Annotated in this window: 3 protein-coding genes and 1 pseudogene; 2 read left to right on the top strand and 2 right to left on the bottom strand. The window is 48.0% G+C overall.

Going from position 1 to position 2,462, the window contains the following annotated elements:
• The first annotated feature begins 102 nt into the window (after nucleotides 1-102).
• Nucleotides 103-1,446, top strand: coding sequence for an ISNCY family transposase (locus KHQ23_RS24360; RefSeq protein WP_211776985.1), 1,344 nt, complete (start codon nucleotides 103-105; stop codon nucleotides 1,444-1,446).
• A 15-nt stretch (nucleotides 1,447-1,461) separates the two neighbouring features.
• Here the strand turns inward: KHQ23_RS24360 and KHQ23_RS24365 are convergent, their stop codons facing one another.
• Together KHQ23_RS24365 and KHQ23_RS24370 are read right to left on the bottom strand one after the other, a co-directional pair.
• Nucleotides 1,462-1,746 (bottom strand): type II toxin-antitoxin system RelE/ParE family toxin, encoded by a 285-nt coding sequence (locus tag KHQ23_RS24365; protein ID WP_004187019.1) that lies wholly within the window; start codon nucleotides 1,744-1,746, stop codon nucleotides 1,462-1,464.
• Entirely contained in the window at nucleotides 1,736-1,984 is a 249-nt protein-coding gene (locus tag KHQ23_RS24370) for a type II toxin-antitoxin system Phd/YefM family antitoxin (protein ID WP_004187025.1), read from the bottom strand. The genes KHQ23_RS24365 and KHQ23_RS24370 overlap by 11 nt, the downstream gene beginning before the upstream one ends.
• A 287-nt stretch (nucleotides 1,985-2,271) precedes the next feature.
• Between KHQ23_RS24370 and KHQ23_RS24375 the strand changes: the two are divergent.
• A pseudogene (locus tag KHQ23_RS24375) lies at nucleotides 2,272-2,462 on the top strand (IS5/IS1182 family transposase); the annotation flags it as partial.

Raw genomic sequence — 2,462 nt, forward strand, 5'->3', positions numbered from 1 at the left:
TCGTATGAATGCATAAATTAACTCCTGAAGGTCCAGGAATTTGTCCGCACTTCCTTTGACCCATTCTGAAATGTCCCCGTAGCTTCTCAGGCAGGATATTTCATGACAAAAGAGACCATTAGCATGAGCCTTAAAGAACTTGACCGTCTCCAGATAATTCGGGATTCAGTCAGCCGCCAGATCACCCAGGAGCAGGCTGCGGACCGTATAGGCATATCAATCCGGCAGGTGAAACGTCTCGTTCAGCGCTACCGGATTGAAGGTCCTCAGGGACTGGTTTCTCGTCGCCGAGGACAACGTCCCAATAATGCTTTTACGTCGGAATTTCGGACTCTCGTCATCTCACTTGTCAGAGATAAATATCCGGATTTCGGCCCCACTTTTGCCTGTGAGAAATTACGGGAGCTCCATGAGCTGGCTTTGTCGGCCGAAACTTTGCGCAAGTGGATGGTTGAGGAAGGTTTATGGCGTGAGCGCCGCCGAAAAACTACCCGCATTTATCAGCGTCGGCAACGGCGCCCATGCTATGGCGAACTTATCCAGATTGATGGTTCTCCGCATGACTGGTTTGAAGAGCGAGGGCCTCGCTGTACATTAATTGTCTTTATTGATGACGCCACCAGTGCGCTTATGGTGCTCCGCTTCGCTCCTGCAGAAACGCCCCGCGCTTACATGGAAACGTTACGTGATTATCTCGACAAATATGGGCGTCCCCTTGCCCTGTATTCTGACAGACACAGTATTTTCCGCGTGAATAATCCGGAACGTGAAGGCGAGCTGACGCAATTTACCCGTGCAATTAAAACTCTTGGGATCGAGCCAATTCACGCTAACAGCCCTCAGGCTAAAGGCCGGGTTGAGCGTGCCAATCAGACGTTACAGGACAGACTGGTTAAAGAATTACGTCTTCGCAATATCAGTGATATCGAAACAGCTAACCTGTGGTTGTCTGAGTTTGTGAAAGATTACAACTCTCGCTTCGCTTCGATCCCCCGTGAAAATGGTAACGCCCACAGGGAGATTCTTCATTCTCCGGAAGAACTTAACTACATACTCAGTTATCAGTCCCCTCGTGTGCTTTCCAAGAATCTGACCTTTCAGTATAAAACGAGTGCATATCAGATCCGTTCAGAAGGGCAGGTATACCGTCTCAGGCATGCGATTGTCACGGTTTGCGAGAACTTTAACGGTGAAATAACGGTGCTTCATGAAAGTCGGTCGTTGGGTTACGAGAAATATGTCGATGGGCCTGAACCAATACCGCTTGATGATGAAAAGAGCGTACATGAGCGTGTGGATAATGCGAGGTTTGGTTTACGATCAAAATATTACGTAAAACCTGCTGCTGACCATCCCTGGATGACACGGAGAACGCAGAGTAAAGATGATGTGAAGCCGCCAACGTTACCCAGAAAGAAAGTAGGCCCGGATACGACCCCAAAATAGTGCTTACAGCATTCGTCAATTGCGATTAAGGGTTGCATTATAAATGTCGTCGTTTTCGCGTTTGCCTACGCCGATAACAGTGACTGTGACAATGTCGTCCTCTACACGATAGACAAGGCGATATCCGGCACCACGTAGCTTAATTTTATACTGGTCCTTACGTCCATGTAGCTGTGATGCCGGAACTCTGGGGTTCTCCAGGCGCTCTTTGAGTTTCTTTTTGAACTGTACCTGTAGTGTATGACCCAGCTTCTTCCATTCTTTCAGAGCGGATTCGTTGAAAGCCAGCTTATAGGTCATCAATATTGACCTCTATAACCTTTTCTCCGCTTCGCTCATCAGCCATCCGTCCCAGCTCTTCATCTTCCAGAAGCTCCATCAACTGGGCATAGAGTGCCGGTGGCACACAGTAGAATGCAGGCTCATTACGATTAAGAATGGCTACCGGAGCGCCATCCCCGGCGTGGAAAGTACCCATAGGGTCACGTTTAAGTTCAGTAATGCTAGCTGCTGTAGTGGTCAGAACCTGAAATGCCATAATGTTACCTCCTAGGTTTAAGTGTTCATTGTAGCGCGTTTAAAAGCATTCTTAAAGGTGCTTTTAATTGAGTTCTACCCGGTGAAAATGCCGGGGGCATGTTATGACTTAATGAGAAAAGTTGCAGAAACAGGGGGGAGGGGAGGCAAATGTATTGAAATTAGAACCTAAGCACTTTTGTGTATTTATATGCAGCGAGGTAAAATTCATCTCCTGCGTTTCTGGCAGGTTTGTTGGGGGTTTGTTGCTTGTTTCGGCTTTGTTGAATAAATCGAACTTTTGCTGAGTTGAAGGATCAGATCACGCATCCTCCCGACAACACAGACCATTCCGTGGCAAAGCAAAAGTTCAGAATCACCAACTGGTCCACCTACAACAAAGCTCTCATCAACCGTGGCTCCCTCACTTTCTGGCTGGATGATGAGGCGATTCAGGCCTGGTATGAGTCGGCAACGCCTTCATCACGAGGAAGGCCCCA

This window comes from Klebsiella sp. 64 (assembly GCF_018223915.1).
GTDB lineage: Bacteria > Pseudomonadota > Gammaproteobacteria > Enterobacterales > Enterobacteriaceae > Klebsiella > Klebsiella pneumoniae.

Bases quoted from the DNA above. Each gene is read 5' to 3' on its own strand.
- KHQ23_RS24360 (WP_211776985.1), top strand. From the start codon at position 103: ATGACAAAAGAGACCATTAGCATGAGCCTTAAAGAACTTGACCGTCTC.
- KHQ23_RS24365 (WP_004187019.1), bottom strand. From the start codon at position 1,746: ATGACCTATAAGCTGGCTTTCAACGAATCCGCTCTGAAAGAATGGAAG.
- KHQ23_RS24370 (WP_004187025.1), bottom strand. From the start codon at position 1,984: ATGGCATTTCAGGTTCTGACCACTACAGCAGCTAGCATTACTGAACTT.